Source organism: Clostridium kluyveri (genome assembly GCF_001902295.1).
Lineage (GTDB): Bacteria > Bacillota > Clostridia > Clostridiales > Clostridiaceae > Clostridium_B > Clostridium_B kluyveri_B.
Genome location: NZ_CP018335.1, coordinates 1,632,818 through 1,649,218, shown reverse-complemented (window position 1 = coordinate 1,649,218; position 16,401 = coordinate 1,632,818). Strand labels below are relative to the sequence as shown.

The window sequence follows — 16,401 nt, the reverse complement described above, 5'->3', positions numbered from 1 at the left end:
TATAGTATATAAATAATTATACACCTTTAGAACGAAAATTCTACTAATTATTACTTTTTATCCGATATATTTTCTCCATCTACCAAAATTACATCCACCCCTATTTTTCTCACATTATCCCAAGGTACTTCCAAATCTTCATTTTTGTTAAAGAAAGATACTTTACCTGTTTGGGAAGGTAAAATAATAGATATTATCCTATGTTCCTCGCAATTTACTTTTAAATCTTTTATAAATCCCAACTTTATTCCCGTATTTATATCTATAACTTCCATATCTCTTAAATTAGTTAAAGAAAATAAATCTTTTTGTAATTCCATATATGTAATCCCTCCATCTTTTTATTAATATAAACCAAACAATAAATTCAAAATTTTATACATATTTTCTCATGTGCCTTAATGCAGTTTTTTCTAATCTTGAAACTTGTGCCTGTGATATTCCTATTTCATGTGCTACTTCCATTTGAGTTCTTCCATCGAAGAATCTTAAGTTAAGTATTAATTTTTCTCTATCGTTTAATTTTTTCATTGCCTCTTTTATAGATATATTTTCAAGCCAATTTTCATCAACATTTTTTGTATCACTTATTTGGTCCATTACATAAATTGCATCCCCGCCATCGTGATATATGGGTTCAAATAAAGATACAGGATCCTGAATTGCATCCAGTGCAAATACTACTTCTTCCCTTGGCAATTCCAGTTCTTTAGCTATTTGTGATATAGTAGGTTCTTTATTATTTTCCCTTATTAATTTATCCCTAACCTGCAGTGCTTTATACGCAATATCTCTAAGAGAACGACTCACTCTTATTGAATTGTTATCTCTTAAATATCTTCTTATTTCTCCTATAATCATAGGTACTGCATAAGTGGAAAATTTAACGTTTTGACTTAAATCAAAATTGTCAATAGCCTTTATAAGCCCTATACATCCTACTTGAAATAGATCATCTACATTTTCTCCTCTGTTATTAAATCTCTGTATTACACTTAACACCAATCTTAAATTGCCTTTTATAAATTTTTCTCTAGCGTCATTATCTCCCTGCTGCATTTTTATTAAGAGTTCCTTCATTTCTTTTTCTTTTAGAACTGGCAATTTTGATGTATTTACGCCACAAATTTCAACCTTATTAATTATCATGTAATCAGCCCCTTTAGAATATATAGCATTTTAAGTATTTACTAAGACGCTGAATTTTATACTAAAGACAAACTTATAACATTTTATTTATTTCTTTTCTTAGTCTTCTTATTATTCTCTTCTCAAGCCTGGAAATATAGGATTGTGATATACCAAGTAAGTCCGCAACTTCCTTCTGAGTTTTTTCTTTTTTACCATTTAACCCAAATCTTAAATTAACTATTTCTTTTTCTCTGTCACTTAATTTTTTCATGGCAATGACCAAAAGCTGCTTATCCACTTCATCTTCTATAAAACTATACACCACATCATTATCTGTTCCTAAAATATCGGATAACAATAATTCATTTCCATCCCAGTCTACATTTAAAGGTTCATAAAAAGAAATTTCTGCCTTTACTTTACTATTTCTTCTTAAATACATAAGTATTTCATTTTCTATACATCTTGAAGCATATGTAGCTAATTTTATCTTTTTTTCAGGATTGAAGGTATTCACTGCTTTTATAAGTCCTATAGTTCCTACAGATACTAAATCTTCTACATTTACTCCTGTGTTTTCAAATTTCCTAGCTATATAAACTACTAATCTTAAATTTCTTTCTATAAGGGTTGATCTTACCTTTTCATTTCCCGAAACTAATCTAGATACTAAATCCTCTTCCTCCTTTTTGCTAAGAGGAGGAGGCAATACATCATTTCCCCCTATATAATATATATTTCTTATGGCAAATTTAAATTTTGTCAGTATTCTATTTAATAATATTTTTAACTTAAGCATAATTACCCTCCACTATCAATTGTTTTTACTTATATTACTCCTCTAGATAAAAGAGCATGATAATCATCAAGCTGACTTAACTTATCCTGACAAAGAGCAATTATAACTTCCCTATATTTTACCTCCTTTCCAAAATTTATTTTTATTATATCCGGTTTAAATCCCAGAAGCTTTCCATTAGAACCATTTATAACCCTATAGGGTATATAAAATTTCCCGAACTCTTCTAAGTTCACACTATCAAACACAGATTTTTCAACTATTACTACAGGTAGATTGGTAGCAGGCTCTCGTAATTCATTTCCCGTATCTAAGAAAGCTTTTACTTTTTTTTCTTTATCTTTAAATATAATATCTACTTCGTAAACTAGGGTAAACAGGTCTCTTCTATCCTTAATATAAATTACTAATCTATCGATAGTTATATAACATATCATAAGTGAAACAAAGAGCCATTGATATGGAAAATTAGTTATCATAGCACTATTTACATATGAATATCTATTATATTGAATAAACATACATATCCCTGCTAAAAGCATAGAGTATAGTATAAATATACATAAAATTTTGAAGTCAGTTATAATACCTTTATTACCGAAAGAAACATAGACTAATACCACTGCCACTATTAATTTAAAATATAATGTGGAAAAAATGCTTAGGCAAGGATAAATTAACGTAATTGTATATATACTTCCTATAAAAGCTCCTAAAAAAATGCGCTTAAAATTTATCATTAATTTCAAAGTTCTTCCAGTAATATATAACAGAAAAAAATTCACTATCAAATTTATTAAAATTAATAAATCTAAATATACAACCAATTATTGTTCACCTCCAGCCATAATTTATTAATATCTATTTATATTATATACTTATAAATTTGAAAATTTTGTCATTTTGCAATTGTATATAATATTTTTATTTTCTATATTATGCCAATAATTTTCCTTTTATTCTTAACAATTTCTTTCCCTTTAATAACTTTTTAGTGATTGTAGATTGTTATTGATTTTTGATATAAGAAGAACTTGTGGAAAGTAAGGTATGCAAAAAAATAAAAAATCCACATATGGCAATTAATTGCCATATGTGGATTTTTTATTTTTTCTGCCTTCTTAAAAAAGCAGGTATTTCTAAATCATTTTCATTAAACTTGTCATATTCCACAGAAGCAGCAGCTTCATTTTTACTATTGATTATATTATTGGATTGAGATTTTTTAATATCCTTTTTTACAGTTAAATCTTCTTTAATTTCATCCTTTTCAGCTTCAAAACCTGTGGCTATAACTGTAATTCTTATTTCATCTTTTATATTCTCATCTATAACAGCTCCAAATATTATATTAGCGTCAGGATCTGCCGCTTCCTGAACTATTTCTGCAGCTTCATTTATTTCTAATAATCCAAGATCCTGTCCACCAGTTATATTCAGTAGAACTCCAGTAGCTCCTACTATAGAGGTTTCCAGCAGCGGACTGGATATAGCCTGCTTTGCAGCATCCTGTGCTCTATTATCTCCATTTCCTTTCCCTACTCCCATGTGAGCAAGACCTTTATCTATCATAATTGTCCTTACATCTGCAAAATCTAAATTTACAAGACCAGGTATGGTTATTAAATCTGATATACCTTGTACACCTTGTCTTAATATATCATCCGCAAATCTAAAAGATTCCATTAAAGTTGTCTTTTTATCTACTACAGAAAGAAGTCTTTCATTTGGAATTGTAACTAAGGTATCTACCTTATCCTTTAAATTTTTTATACCCATTTCTGCATGCAGCATCCTTTTCCTGCCCTCGAAAGGGAAAGGCTTTGTAACTACTCCTACTGTGAGTATTCCCATGGATTTAGCAATTTCTGCAATTATAGGTGCCGCCCCAGTTCCAGTTCCGCCTCCCATTCCTGCTGTAATAAATACCATATCTGCCCCTTTTATAGCTTGTGTTATCTCATCCTTATTCTCCTCTGCAGCTTTTTGTCCTATTTCAGGATTTGCTCCTGCTCCAAGTCCTTTAGTAAGCTTATCTCCTATCTGTATTTTTTGCGACGCCTGTGAAAGCATTAATGCCTGTTTATCTGTATTTATAGCTATAAACTCAACATTTTTTAATCCTTCTTTTATCATTCTATTTACTGCATTATTTCCCCCGCCGCCACATCCTATTACTTTTATCTGTGCAAATTGCTGAACATCTACATCAAAATCTAACACAATACCTAAACCTCCCTTATTAAAAAAAGTCCGTAAAAAATTCTTTTATTTTTGTTACAAACCCCATATGTTTATCCTTATCATTCTTCTTTCCTAATCCCACAGCTATTTCCTCATAACTAGTTACATCTTCATTTTTATTCGTTGTAGTATCTATATTTTTATATTTTATTGAATTAGAAACATCCTTTACTATACCAACTGCTGTAACATACAGCGGACTTGAGGCCCCTATATATTTCGTAGTTCCAATCCTCATAAATTTTTCTAACAGATTTTTACCAAAATCTTCTATACCCTTTATTGTAGCTATACCCCCTCCTACTAAAACTATACCTGAAAGCTTATCATAGTATTCAGAAACTCTTACTTCCTTATCTATTATAGAGAATAATTCTTCAACCCTAGCTTCCATAATCTGAACTAAAATATCATAATCAACTTTAACCTTATTATAGTCTGCATTAACCTCTATTTTTAAGCTTTTCTTCCCTGGATCCGCACTTACACTCCCATATTTTATTTTAAGTTTTTCTGCCTCTGAAAAAGGAAGCTTAAGACATACTGCAATATCATTTGTTATAATACTTCCACCTAAAGCTATAGTACTTATACTTCTTAAAATTCCTCCTTCATATATATAAATATTTATAGACTCTGAACCCACATCTACAAGAGCTACTCCCCTTTGAATCTCCTCTTCTTTTAATACTACTTGGGATATAGCTATAGGTTGAAATACTATTCCAAGCACCTTTATTCCTGCCTTATTTACACTTTTAAAAATATTGTTTATTATGGTTGAACGAGCCAGTATTATCTGGGCATCCACTTCCAGTCTAAGTCCATTCATACCAATAGGGTCTTTTATATTATCATAACCGTCAATTATGTACTGCTCAGGTATTACCCCTATAACTTCTTTGTCGTTTGGAATAGTAATAATTTTAGCTGCTTTTAAAACTCTTTTAACATCGTTATACCTTATTTCACGATCTTCTGACGATACAGCAATTACCCCTTTATTCCAAATAAGTTCACTTATTCCTCCAGGCAAAGATATATATGCCTCATTTATTTTAATATCTATCATTCTCTCCAATGAACTTATGCAATTTTTTATAGATTCAGAGGTTTTATCTATATCCACAACTATTCCTTTCTTCACACCATTACAGCCTGAAGAAGTTATCCCTAATATTTGCATCTTTCCGTTTCTTTCCACTTTTCCTGCTGCAGCACAAATATTGGATGAGCCTATATCTATTCCAATTATATATCCACTCATAAAGTATGTCCCCCTTTTTTTCATAAACAGACTTTTCGGATTCAAGTGGATTTTTACCACTTATCATTAATTTATCCAGAAACATCCATCTGTTACTAATATCTCCAGATTGTTTAAAATAGAGAATAATCACTACTGCGTTTCCAGATAAGTTTTTCTAAAATTCATGTGGAGAAAACTATTTATCATAGCAAACTCCATGTGAATATTAAAATCATTTGATATATCAAAAACACTACTTAATTCAAATCTTAGGACAATTTAATCTTCATACAAATTATTACTAGCAACTTAACTTACTTCATTCCTAATAATAAAATTATATATTACTACCTATAATTGAATTAACTAAAGTATTAAATTATCAACCATAGAATAAAGGAAACCGTCAAAAATATATATTCAACAAAAAAGCTAAATTTCCTCTTATATTTTATCACATTTTAATAAAATCTCAAATACAGTTAAATAATATGGATTGGAATTAAATTCATATTTATCCAAAACAAAGCCTTTTTTCCTCCTGAAACTTTATTTCATTTACAATTCATTAATTTTTTTAAATATAATTTCATAGTAATTTCATATAAAATATTAAATTTATTCATAGTAATGTTATTATATTGGAATATATTTATAATATTAAACTAATTATATTATGATATATTCCAAATTAACCCTAATATATATTTAAGGGAAAAAACCTACAGTTTTTTCCCTTAAATCAAAATTATATTTATAACCTTAATTAACTTTCTCTAATTCTTTTATTTTTATACTTCGACTGTGGGTAGTGTGACTCCATTCTTTATCATTTTTATTCATAATACCCTGCACCGAGATAGGAAACCATGTAATTGCATAAATAGGATAAACTATGTAGTAAAAAAATATTTTTAAATCTAATTTTTTTTCTAAAACCAACATAAATGGAGTATATATAAATTGTAATATTGAAAGTAACACCGCTGATATTGTAAGCAAATTAAAATTCACTGAATATACCACTGTATTAAAATTGGATATTAGGTGGTATGTTCTCATAAGATACTGAACTCCTCCACTTACAACAGATAATCCTATGAGTACAGTTATTATAGGTTGAATGCTGTATAGAGCACAATCAAAGAGAACAAAATCAAAAGTTTTTATTGATTTTTTTATAAGTTTAAAAAAATATCTGCTTGATACATCTGCAAACCCTTGCATCCACCTCTTACGCTGTTTCCATGATTGAAAAAGTGTAAGAGGCTTTTCATCGTATATTATAGCATTATGAGCCCATCCTATTTTATACCCATATAAAACCAACTTACAGGTAAATTCTAAATCTTCTGTAAGACAAGTTGCACCCCATCCTAATTTCTGTAAAATATCTGTATTTATACAAAAACCAGTTCCACCTAACTGGGTTGACAATCCCAAATTACTTCTAGCTAGTTGAAACATTCTATTACAGGTCCAAAATGCTATGGAATAGCTTCCTGTTATCCAAGTATCATAAGGATTTTTACTATCTAAATATCCCTGGACAACTTTATACCCCCTAGAAAGTTGTTTATTCATCTCTTTTAAAAAATTTTTATGTACAAGATTGTCCGCATCAAATATAGCAATTGCATCATATTTTCTTTTCATGTTAAAAATTTTTCGAAACATCCATTCCAGTGCATATCCTTTACCTCTTTTACTACCGTCAACCCTTTCATACACTAGGGCACCTTTTTCTCTAGCTTTTATTGCCGTCTTATCCGTACAGTTATCTGCAATAACAAAAACATCATATAATTCTTTAGGATATTCAAGTCCATTTAAGCTTTCTAAAATATCTTTAATTACAATTTCTTCATTATGAGCAGCTACAATTAATGCAAAACTATTCTTAGGCTCTACCTCTTGTTCATCCCTTCTTTTCCATATTCCAAAAAACGATATACACAGATAATATATTGATATTATATAGACCATGTAAGTTAAAACACGAGAGGCATTAAGAATTATTTCTTTAAATATGCTCAATTTAATCCCCCCTAATTCAAGGTTATTTTAGCATAAATAAGAATTAATTACTATAGCAATTCTCTTAATTATGTAAATTATTTTTACATGGTTAAGAGAATTGTAAAACAGCTTTATATAAAAAATAAAACTCTTCAGTTTTATTTTTTATTATATCCTATTTATAAAGACATCATCCGAGTAAGTATATTGTGATCGATAGAATAGGCAAGAGCAGATTCATAAGTTATATATCCTTTTCTATAAAGTTCTGCTAAAGACATGTCCATTGTTTTCATTCCATATTTTATACCCGTTTGTATAGAAGATTCTATTTGGTGAGTCTTGCCTTCCCTTATCATGTTTTTAATAGCCTCTGTGGCAATCATAATTTCAAGTGCAGCTATTCTTCCATCTCCATTTGACTTTGATAAAAGCTGCTGAGATACTATTCCCTTTATTACTGCAGATAACTGTATTTTTATTTGCTGTTGTTGATGAGGTGGAAATACATCTATAATTCTATCTATAGTTTGAGCTGCACCTACAGTATGTAAAGTAGAAAGCACCATATGGCCAGTTTCAGCAGCAGTAAGTGCAATAGATATTGTCTCTAAATCTCTCATTTCTCCGACTAAAATCACATCAGGATCTTCTCTTAATACTGCCTTTAAAGCATTAGCATAGCTTAAAGAATCCTTGCCTATTTCCCTTTGACTTATTAAAGACTTATTATGCTTATGTAAATATTCTATAGGATCTTCAAGGGTTATTATATGGGCTGCTCTATTAGAATTTATTTCATTTATCATAGCTGCTAGGGTTGTACTTTTTCCACAGCCGGTAGGACCTGTTACTAGATTTAATCCTCTCTTATGACTTAATAATTCTTTTATCACTGGAGGAAAATTAAGTTCATTTAAAGTAGGTACCTTCAATCCTACAACTCTTACTGCAATAGCACTACTCCCTCTTTGTTTAAACACATTTACTCTGAATCTTCCAAGTCCTGCTACAGAAAAAGATATATCAATTTCACCAATTTTCATATACTTTTCATAATCTTCTTCTAATATTTCTCTACTAAATCTATCTGTATCTGATGGTTGCAATTTTTCCTTTCCCAATCTTTTAAGTTTTCCATCTATTCTCATAACAGGAGGCGCTCCCACTGTGAGATGTAAATCTGATGCATTTTCCTCTATAGTTTTTTCCAATAAATTTTTTAGTGATACCACTTTAGGCTCCCCTTTCACACACATTTGCTATTTACACTATTAATGTATAAAAATAAGACTCATAACAGCTACTTTTACACTATGCAATTGACTAAAGATAAATTTGCTAGCCATTAGGTAAACTACTCCTTATCTATAATCGTCTTTTATTTCTAAATTTTTATATATATTTTAAATTTAGATAAAGTTATTTTTTATAGAACCTAAAGATATATAAATACTATTATAAATTCCACGTATATGTTTTATTATAATTTTTGATATATAACCTAACATATACAATGGAATTTATTAAAAACATTAATTCTACTTTCATTATTGCTCCTAATATTACTTTGCACCATAATTTAGTTCTTTATATAACTTCTTTAAAGCTTTTTTTTCAATTCTGGATACATAAGATCTAGATATTCCCAGAATTTTAGCTATTTCCCTCTGAGTTTTTGGCTTGCCTTCTAAAAGCCCATACCTCATTTCCACTACACTTTTTTCCCTTTGAGATAGACAGGTATTTATTTTAGAATATAATTTTTTTACTTGTATTTTTTGTTCTACTATTTCAATTATAGAATCTTCATCACTACTTAGTACATCCATAAGAGATATTTCATTGCCTTCCTTATCTACACCTATTGGATCCTGAAGATATACTTCATTTTTAATTTTTTTATTATTCCTTATAAGCATTAATATTTCATTTTCTATGCATTTTGCCGCATATGTTGCAAGCCTGGTACCCTTACATGAATCAAAGGAATCTATTGCTTTAATTAACCCCACAGTTCCAATAGAAATCAAATCATCCACATCTTTACCAGGATATGAATATTTTTTTACAATATGTGCTACCAGTCTTAAATTTCTCTCCACTAAAATACTTTTAGCAAGCAAATCTCCTTCTTTTAATTTCCTTAAATAATATCTTTCTTCTTCATCATTTAAAGGTTGAGGAAATGAACTATTATTAGTAACATAAGCTGTCATAAACACTACATTTCCTAGAATGTCTAATAAGCAATTTGTTAAAAACACTGGCTGCTCCTCCTAATAGTGCTTATTAATATACTATGAACAGCCTTTTTAAAAAGTGCATATATAAAGAAATTTATTTAATTTTTTATATTTTATTTTAAATAAGGTGTTATCTTTAAAACTATATTTTTAAAAATTGGAGCTGCCGTGTTTCCTCCACTTTCACTATCTTTGTCTATATCTTGAACAAATACAGCCATAGAATAATATTTTCCAGAAACCTTAAAAAATCCTACAAACCATCCATCAGAGTGTTCTTCTGCATTTTTATTTTGTCCTGTCAATTCTATCCTTTGAGTGCTTCCAGTCTTTCCTCCTATTTCCATACCATCTATATATGCAGCTTCACCGGTTCCATTTTCTACCACATTTATCATTTGAGCTTTCATCTCTTCTGCAGTAGATTTTTTTATTACGGAGTTACTTGTTGTATTTAAGGATTCTATAGTATTATTTTGGTTATCTACATAAGCATCTAATAAATAAGGTTTAACATACACTCCATCATTTACAACCGTATTTGGTATACTTATAGCTTCTATTGGCGTTATTCTTACATTTTGCCCTATAGCTGCAAGTCCTACACTACCATCACTAACATTAGGATTTTTGACTTCAAATATTCCTTCTTTCTCTCCATCTAAATTTAAAACTTTGTCAAATAATCCCTGAGATTTTGCATTATCATAAAAATTATTAAATCCAACTTTATTACCTATTTGTGCAAATACATCATTAGAAGACAGTGTCAGAGCTTCCTCTGGTGTTAAAACATTATACTTTTCGCTCTCTTCTCCATATAACCCCTTACTGGTAAATTTATCATTTGTTTTTATTATGCCTTTATCAAGTCCAGCTTCTTCTACAATAACTTTAAATGTAGAGCCCGGAAAAAAACCATGATTAGTAGCAATACCTAAATTCACATTAGGTTTTGTATCATCTTTTTGTACTAGAGCTTTTATTTTTCCAGTACTGGCTTCCATTAGCACAACTCCAATTTGGCCAAAATTTTTGTTTTCACTGGTATTTAATATTTCTTTTATGCCATTTTGTACGCTTTTATCTAAAGTTAACCTTACATTTACATTATTTTCAGGCAAAGTAGTTTTTTGGTTTATTATTTTACCGTTTGCATCCCTTTCAAATACAATTTGAGACTTTTCATTATCCTTAGTCTTTTCATATATCTTCATCTCCAGAGAATCCTTAGATTTCATTGTATTATCCGCAGTTCTCTTGGGATTTAACAGTAAATTTTCTATACTCCATACTCCAGTTCTATTTAAAGGGGAATATTCATATGTATAAAATCCGTTTACATCATGTATATTTTTTAATTTATTATAAGTACTTAAGTCAATCTGATAGTATAATTTTTCACTGGTATTCAATATGCCAACCTTAGCCAGATCATAATTCTCATTATAGTTTCTAAGAGTATATATTAATGTCAACATGCTTTCTGAATTCACATCTGGATTATCCTTCAAAAATATGTCTGGTGATATTACAACATAATACTCTTTATTATAATTCATAAGCTGTTGTCCATTACAATCATATAGTATATAATTGGCATCTGTTAAAGATTCTTTATAGGAATACTGAGAATTAGCCATTACACTAAGTTCATCTTCTTTTAAATACTGCAGGCTTATTATTTTAAAATACAGCATCAGAAATATAATATTAAAAATTAAAAATAAAATGCACTGCCTATTCTTTATTAAATTTCTATTTATTTTCAACATAAAAACACCTCATCTAGACTAAATTTTTGTCCAAAATAAGGCATTTTATTCATCAATAAATAATTATTGAAATATATTTACAATTTTTTTAATTTTATAAGCATATCTCCCTCTTGAAGCTCTCTACCTACTTTAGCTGTAAATATCATTTGAGCCACCGGTGCAGCTTCTATTTTTTTACCTTCTTCATCTTTCATATCATCTAGATTTACATAAAAGCTGTCTCCTTCTGGTCTCAATACCTCTACATTATCTCCATCAAAAACTTTATTTCTCTGTTCTATAACTGCTATGCCCTTGCGGCCATCATAACTCTTCACTATACCTACTATATCGTAATCTCTTATATAAGAAGAAGTCTCATGGATTTCACTAGAAGTATCCCCAAAATAAAATCCTGTAAAATAAACTCTATGACTTGCTTTAATCAAATCTTCCATCCATTTATTTTGAAACACATAATTCTTTGGATCCTTAAAATAGGCATCAATAGCTCTTCTATAAGCTTTTACTACAGTAGCCACATAATAAGAACTTTTCATTCTTCCCTCTATTTTAAATGAGTTTATACCACATTCTACTAATTCAGGAATATGCTCTATCATGCAGAGATCTTTTGAATTTAGTATATAAGCTCCTCTATCATCTTCAAATACAGGAAAATATTCTCCAGGTCTTTTTTCCTCCATTAAATAATACTTATATCTACAGGGTTGAGCACACTGGCCTCTATTTGAATCTCTTCCTGTCATGTAATTTGAAAGCATGCACCTACCTGAATAGGATATACACATGGAACCGTGAACAAAAGCTTCTATTTCACAGTCTTCTGATAGATGTTCCCTTATCTCTCTTATTTCCTGGAAGGATAACTCTCTTGCAAGCACTATCCTTTTCATACCCTGACTATGCCAAAAGCTGGCAGACTTCCAATTCACATTATTGGCCTGAGTACTTAAATGCAATTCCAAATCAGGGACAACTTCCTTTGCAGTCATTATTATTCCCGGATCTGACACAAGTATTGCATCTGCTTTTAATTCATATAATTTTTTTAAATAATCTTCCAATCCTTTTAAATCTTCATTGTGAGGAAATACATTTACAGTTATAAATACCTTCTTGCCTCTACTATGGGCATACTCTATTCCTTCTCTTAGCTCCTCATCTGTAAAGTTATCTGCAAAGGCCCTTAAATTCAGTCTGCTTCCTCCAAGATAAACTGCATCAGCCCCAAAATTTATGGCTGTCTTTAGTTTCTCCAAGTTTCCAGCTGGGGCTAAAAGCTCTGGTTTCTTCATATCAATTCCTCCTCACTGTAACGGCTATACCATCCCCCATAGGTATAATTGATGTAACAAATTTATTATTGTCAGATATATTACTTAAATATTCTCTCATTCTTTTAACTATAGTTATTTTTCTTTTCACTACCAATTTATCCCATGCCACCATTCCTCTAAAAAGTACATTATCTGCCACTATTATTCCATCCTTATCTAATAATTTAAGACAATAAGGTAGAAATTGATTGTAATGTCCTTTACCTGCATCCATAAATATAAAGTCATATTCTTCTTTTGTACTTTTAAGTACCTCCAGACAGTCTCCTTCAATAACCTGAATACAATCTATAAATTTATACTTTTCTATATTGGATCTGGCAACTTTCACCATATTCTTATCTCTCTCCACAGTGGTTATTAAACTTTTTTTCCCAGAACTTATGCTCATTAAAATTGCAGAATAACCAATGGCTGTTCCAAGTTCCAAAATTTTTAAAGGTTTCTTTATATTTATCATAAGTTCCAAAAATTTTGCTACTTCCCTTTGAACTATGGGTACGGAATTTTCTTTTGCGTAGTCCTCTAGCTCTTTTAATACATCCTTATGTTCTTCTATTAATGATCTTATATAACACTCTATATAATTATGTGCAACATTACTCATTTTTTCCTCCAAAAATCAATCTCCCTGGGTAGCCTCTTTTACCTGTAAAAACTTTTCGTTATCATCCGTAAAAAAATGTGTGCCATCATTATTGGAAACAAAATAAAGATAGTTTGTATTAGAAGGTTTTATAGCTGCCAGGATACATCCTTTTCCCGGATTGCATATAGGTCCCTCTGGAAGTCCACTCACTTTATAAGTATTATACACAGAATCAACTTCCAAATCTTTATAATATACTTTATCCTTATGCACTCCTAGGGCATATAATACTGTGGCACAAGATTGAAGCTTCATTCCTTTTTGTAATCTGTTATAAAACACAGAAGCTGCTTTTCCTCTTTCTTCTGGAATTTCCACTTCTTTTTCCACTATGGAAGCCATGGTTATTATATCACCAAGGTTATTACCTTCTAATTGTACATGGGTATCCTTCTCTATTTCTTCTATAACCAGATTGAATCTATCCAGCATAACATCAATTATAGCTTTTCCACTACTTCCTTTTAAAAATTCATACGTATCTGGAAAGAGATATCCCTCTAAATTATATCTTCTTTCAGAATCTGCTTTTATAAAATCAGGTAATTCATAGTTTTTACAGCTTTCTAAAAAATCTGCACTTGATATTATACCCTTTTTCTCCAAAACAGTTCCTATATGTTCTATATCATATCCTTCAGGTATTAAAACTTTTACAGGTTCATCATCTTTGATTCCCGTCTTTAGGTAAGTTTCAAAATTATCTAAAGTTATATTATTAGAAAAAGAATATATTCCCTTTTTTACTCCAATATCTCCAAAATGTCTGTTTATATACCATTTTAATATAAATGCATTTTTTATTAATTTTTCTTTTTCTAATTTATCTACCACCTGAGATAAATTTTTTTCATTATTTATACTGATATTTACTTTACCTTTATTATACCTAAGAGGGTATTTTATGCTTGTCACCACAAAATATAAAACACCCGCTATTATGATTAAAGCCAAACTACAGAGTAAAAAAATACTTTTTAAGTTTTTTTTCACCATTAACAATCCTTCCTATTTTTTTCTCATGGCTTTCCTTCTCTGTTCCGAATTCAATATCTTCTTTCTCATTCTTATACTTTTAGGAGTTACTTCCACCAGTTCATCTGACGCTATAAACTCCAGTGATTTTTCCAGAGTCATTTCATTTAAAGGTACTAATTTTAAAGCTTCGTCAGCTCCAGAGGATCTGGTATTTGACAGATGCTTTTTTTTGCATACATTTACCTCTATATCCTCCGCTCTAGAACACTCTCCAGCTATCATTCCTTCATATACTTCCACTCCTGGTCCTATAAACAATGTGCCTCTTTCCTGAGCATTATAGAGCCCATAGGTTATGGATGTTCCCGTTTCAAACACCACAAGTGATCCCCTTGTTCTTTCAGGTATGTCCCCTTTATACTCTTCATAATCATCAAGAAGATGGTTCATTATGCCATTTCCTTTAGTATCCGTCATAAATTCATTTCTAAATCCAATAAGCCCCCTTGCAGGTATTTTAAATTCCAATCTAACATAGCCATTTACTGCAGAGGTCATGTTTACCATATTAGCTTTTCTAGGCCCTAATTTCTCCATAACTACTCCCATAAATTCTTCCGGCACATCTATAATAAGATGTTCAATAGGCTCTAACCTCTTTCCATCTTTTTCTTTAAATATAACTGTAGGTTTTGAAACCTGAAACTCATATCCTTCTCTCCTCATAGTCTCTATCAATATTGAAAGATGAAGTTCTCCTCTTCCACTTACCTTAAAGCAGTCAGGTGAATCAGTTTCTTCCACCCTAAGAGATACATTAGTCTCCAGTTCCTTCATAAGTCTATCCCTCAAATGCCTGGAAGTAACAAAATTCCCTTCTTTTCCAGCAAAAGGGGAATCATTTACCATAAAGTTCATACTCAGCGTAGGCTCATCTATATTGACAAAAGCAATAGCTTCAGGTTTTAATATATCTGCAATAGTTTCTCCTATATTTATGTCCTGTATGCCTGAAACTGCAACTATATCACCAAGTTTAGCCTCATTTACTTCTTCCTTTTTAAGTCCATTATATGTGTACAGATTAGATACCTTTACATTTTCTATTTTATTTTCTCTTCTTATTAATGCAACCTGCTGATTTTTCTTTATAGTTCCTCTAGTTATTTTCCCCACACCTATTCTGCCTACATATTCATTATGATCTATTGTGGTTACCAGCATCTGCAGTGGCATATCAATATACCCTTCAGGCGCAGGAACATTTTTTATTATAGTATCAAACAAAGGTTCCATAGTAGCTGAATCATCTTCTATTTCATACTTTGCAAAACCTGCCTTGGCGGAACAATATACCACCTGAAAGTCAAGCTGAGAATCACTGGCACCCAATTCTACAAATAAATCAAATATTTCATCTAAAACTTCAGAAGCCCTTGCATCTGGTCTATCTATTTTATTTATCACAACTATAGGCTCAAGCTTTAGCTCCAGTGCCTTCTTTAAAACAAATTTTGTCTGGGGCATAGGTCCTTCATAGGCATCCACTACTAATAAAACACTATCTACCATTTCAAGCACACGCTCAACTTCTCCTCCAAAATCAGCATGTCCTGGGGTATCTACAATATTTATTTTAACTCCTTTATGTACTACAGAAGTATTTTTTGAAAGTATGGTAATTCCTCTTTCTCTTTCAAGGGCATTAGAATCCATAACCCTTTCTTCTACCTTTTCATTTGCTCTAAATATATTACTCTGTTTTAAAAGTGCATCTACCAATGTGGTTTTGCCATGATCAACATGGGCAATTATTGCCACATTTCTTATGTCATTTCTTGTAAATAAATCCATTATTATTCCTCCAATTTGAAATTAGGTATGTATATGTGTCAAAATATATACATATACTGAAAAAATTGGATACTCTCTTGTATCCAATCAAAATTATAATACACTCATTTTAAT

The 16,401-nt window shown here is 30.4% G+C and carries 14 protein-coding genes; all 14 read right to left on the bottom strand.

Translation table 11 applies throughout. The features are described 5' to 3' along the window. Positions 1-50: 50 nt before the first annotated feature. The 14 genes from BS101_RS08115 to typA all read right to left on the bottom strand — a co-directional run bounded on the left by BS101_RS08115 (position 51) and on the right by typA (position 16,287). On the bottom strand, positions 51-320 hold the full coding sequence (locus BS101_RS08115; RefSeq protein ID WP_073538370.1) for a YlmC/YmxH family sporulation protein: 270 nt from the start codon (positions 318-320) through the stop codon (positions 51-53). Positions 321-375: 55 nt separating this feature from the next. Continuing rightward, positions 376-1,149 carry an RNA polymerase sporulation sigma factor SigG gene (sigG, locus tag BS101_RS08110; protein ID WP_012101731.1) on the bottom strand — a complete coding sequence of 258 codons (774 nt, stop codon included), beginning with the start codon at positions 1,147-1,149 and terminating at the stop codon, positions 376-378. A gap of 73 nt (positions 1,150-1,222) precedes the next feature. Beyond that, positions 1,223-1,930, bottom strand: a complete 708-nt coding sequence (gene sigE, locus BS101_RS08105) for an RNA polymerase sporulation sigma factor SigE (RefSeq protein ID WP_073538369.1) — start codon at positions 1,928-1,930, stop codon at positions 1,223-1,225. A 29-nt stretch (positions 1,931-1,959) separates the two neighbouring features. Then, the gene (spoIIGA, locus tag BS101_RS08100) at positions 1,960-2,757 is read right to left on the bottom strand and encodes a sigma-E processing peptidase SpoIIGA (protein WP_073538368.1); all 798 of its coding nucleotides are present in this window, start codon (positions 2,755-2,757) and stop codon (positions 1,960-1,962) included. A 277-nt stretch (positions 2,758-3,034) separates the two neighbouring features. Further along, entirely contained in the window at positions 3,035-4,153 is a 1,119-nt protein-coding gene (ftsZ, locus tag BS101_RS08095) for a cell division protein FtsZ (protein ID WP_073538367.1), read from the bottom strand. A 19-nt stretch (positions 4,154-4,172) separates the two neighbouring features. Continuing rightward, complete coding sequence (gene ftsA, locus BS101_RS08090) at positions 4,173-5,441, bottom strand: cell division protein FtsA (RefSeq protein WP_073538366.1); 1,269 nt, start codon at positions 5,439-5,441, stop codon at positions 4,173-4,175. Positions 5,442-6,185: 744 nt separating this feature from the next. Further along, positions 6,186-7,460, bottom strand: coding sequence for a glycosyltransferase family 2 protein (locus tag BS101_RS08085; protein WP_073538365.1), 1,275 nt, complete (start codon positions 7,458-7,460; stop codon positions 6,186-6,188). 161 nt (positions 7,461-7,621) lie between these two features. Continuing rightward, the gene (locus BS101_RS08080; RefSeq protein ID WP_073538364.1) at positions 7,622-8,677 is read right to left on the bottom strand and encodes a type IV pilus twitching motility protein PilT; all 1,056 of its coding nucleotides are present in this window, start codon (positions 8,675-8,677) and stop codon (positions 7,622-7,624) included. Positions 8,678-9,007: 330 nt separating this feature from the next. Beyond that, positions 9,008-9,709, bottom strand: coding sequence for an RNA polymerase sporulation sigma factor SigK (sigK, locus tag BS101_RS08075; RefSeq protein ID WP_012101724.1), 702 nt, complete (start codon positions 9,707-9,709; stop codon positions 9,008-9,010). Positions 9,710-9,801: 92 nt separating this feature from the next. Further along, entirely contained in the window at positions 9,802-11,463 is a 1,662-nt protein-coding gene (locus tag BS101_RS08070) for a penicillin-binding transpeptidase domain-containing protein (RefSeq protein ID WP_073538363.1), read from the bottom strand. A gap of 77 nt (positions 11,464-11,540) precedes the next feature. Continuing rightward, entirely contained in the window at positions 11,541-12,764 is a 1,224-nt protein-coding gene (locus tag BS101_RS08065; RefSeq protein ID WP_073538362.1) for a peptidase U32 family protein, read from the bottom strand. 1 nt (position 12,765) lies between these two features. Further along, complete coding sequence (locus BS101_RS08060) at positions 12,766-13,413, bottom strand: O-methyltransferase (protein ID WP_073541193.1); 648 nt, start codon at positions 13,411-13,413, stop codon at positions 12,766-12,768. A gap of 15 nt (positions 13,414-13,428) precedes the next feature. After that, positions 13,429-14,451, bottom strand: coding sequence for an endolytic transglycosylase MltG (gene mltG / locus BS101_RS08055; RefSeq protein ID WP_073538361.1), 1,023 nt, complete (start codon positions 14,449-14,451; stop codon positions 13,429-13,431). A 12-nt stretch (positions 14,452-14,463) separates the two neighbouring features. After that, positions 14,464-16,287: a translational GTPase TypA gene (typA, locus tag BS101_RS08050; RefSeq protein ID WP_073538360.1), complete on the bottom strand. Its 1,824-nt coding sequence runs from the start codon at positions 16,285-16,287 to the stop codon at positions 14,464-14,466. Positions 16,288-16,401: the final 114 nt, after the last annotated feature.

What these genes read in the sequence shown, in the direction of transcription:
- BS101_RS08070 (WP_073538363.1), bottom strand. Translation starts at nt 11,463, where the DNA reads ATGTTGAAAATAAATAGAAATTTAATAAAGAATAGGCAGTGCATTTTA.
- BS101_RS08115 (WP_073538370.1), bottom strand. Translation starts at nt 320, where the DNA reads ATGGAATTACAAAAAGATTTATTTTCTTTAACTAATTTAAGAGATATG.
- BS101_RS08065 (WP_073538362.1), bottom strand. Translation starts at nt 12,764, where the DNA reads ATGAAGAAACCAGAGCTTTTAGCCCCAGCTGGAAACTTGGAGAAACTA.
- sigE (WP_073538369.1), bottom strand. Translation starts at nt 1,930, where the DNA reads ATGCTTAAGTTAAAAATATTATTAAATAGAATACTGACAAAATTTAAA.
- sigG (WP_012101731.1), bottom strand. Translation starts at nt 1,149, where the DNA reads ATGATAATTAATAAGGTTGAAATTTGTGGCGTAAATACATCAAAATTG.
- BS101_RS08060 (WP_073541193.1), bottom strand. Translation starts at nt 13,413, where the DNA reads ATGAGTAATGTTGCACATAATTATATAGAGTGTTATATAAGATCATTA.
- ftsA (WP_073538366.1), bottom strand. Translation starts at nt 5,441, where the DNA reads ATGAGTGGATATATAATTGGAATAGATATAGGCTCATCCAATATTTGT.
- typA (WP_073538360.1), bottom strand. Translation starts at nt 16,287, where the DNA reads ATGGATTTATTTACAAGAAATGACATAAGAAATGTGGCAATAATTGCC.
- mltG (WP_073538361.1), bottom strand. Translation starts at nt 14,451, where the DNA reads ATGGTGAAAAAAAACTTAAAAAGTATTTTTTTACTCTGTAGTTTGGCT.